Source organism: Micrococcus sp. HMSC31B01, from assembly GCF_001816085.1.
In the GTDB taxonomy this organism is placed as follows: domain Bacteria; phylum Actinomycetota; class Actinomycetes; order Actinomycetales; family Micrococcaceae; genus Micrococcus; species Micrococcus luteus.
Window position 1 is genome coordinate 1 of the sequence record NZ_KV824836.1, and the last position, 1,189, is coordinate 1,189.

The 1,189-nt window shown below is 75.4% G+C and carries 1 protein-coding gene and 1 pseudogene; both read left to right on the top strand.

Annotation, left to right across the window (positions count from 1 at the left end; all coding sequences use genetic code 11):
• Positions 1–1,004: endolytic transglycosylase MltG (gene mltG / locus HMPREF3105_RS00525; protein WP_070708516.1), on the top strand; the 1,004-nt coding region annotated here is incomplete at its 5' end.
• A pseudogene (locus HMPREF3105_RS00530) lies at positions 1,004–1,189 on the top strand (shikimate dehydrogenase); the annotation flags it as partial. The gene mltG and the pseudogene HMPREF3105_RS00530, both read left to right, overlap by 1 nt.

Sequence of the window (1,189 nt, forward strand, 5' to 3'; positions counted from 1 at the left end):
GCACGGTGCTCGTGGCGTTCGCCGTCGTGGGCGGGCTGATCGTGCGCGGGTTCCTGGGCGGCCCCGACCACACGGCCGTCGAGGGCGACGAGGTGACGTTCTCGGTGGAGCCGGGCGAGGACCTGGGCTCCGTGGCGGCCCGCCTGGACCGGGCCGGCATCGTGGCCTCCGCCCGTGCGTTCGAGCGCGCCGCCAGGGACACGGGCAGCGGTCTCGTGCGCTCGGGGGACTTCGTGCTGCGCGAGCGGATGCCCGCGGCCGAGGCCCTCGCGGTGCTCCAGGGCGCCGCGGACGGGGCCGTGCACTACGTGCTCGTGGAGCGCGGCCGGCGACTCACCGAGGTGCTGGACGCCGTCGCCGAGGCCACGGGGCTGCCCCGCGAGGAGCTCGAGGCCGCCGCCCACGACCCGACCCGCTACGGCGTCCCCGGGGAGGCGGGCACGCTCGAGGGCTGGCTCGACGCGGGGGAGTACCGCCTCCCCGTCGACGCCACCGCCGAGCAGGTGCTCGACTCCCTGATCCGGCCCACCCTCGCCGAGCTCGACGCCCTCGACGTCCGCGACCCGGCCGAGCAGCAGCGCCTGCTCACGATCGCCTCCATCCTCGAGGCGGAGGCCCTGCCCCAGGACTACCGGCAGGTCGCCGGCGCCATCGAGAACCGCCTCGCCCCGGACAACACCGAGACGCGCGGGCTCCTGCAGATCGACGCCACCGTCACGTACGGCCTCGGCGTGCGCAGCCTCAGCTTCACCTCGGGCCAGCGCCAGGACGCGTCGAACCCCTACAACACGTACGTGCACCCGGGCCTGCCGCCGGGTCCGATCGGCATGCCCTCCGACGCGGCCGTCGAGGCCGCCCTCGACCCGGCCGAGACGGACGCCTACTACTGGGTGACCACGGACATCGGCACCGGCCACACCGAGTTCTCCCGCACCTATGAGGAGCACCAGCAGCACGTGCGCACCCTGCAGCGCTACTGCGCCTCCAATCCGGGGGTGTGCTGATGCGCCCCACGCTGCGCGCGGCGGTCCTGGGCCGGCCGATCGCCCACTCGCTCTCCCCGGTGCTGCACGCGGCCGGCTACCGGGTCCTGGGCCTCGACGTCGACTACGGCCGCCGAGACCTGGGCGAGGACGAGGTGCTCGCCTTCGCGGCCGAGCACCTCGGCGCCCCGGGCACGGCCGACGGC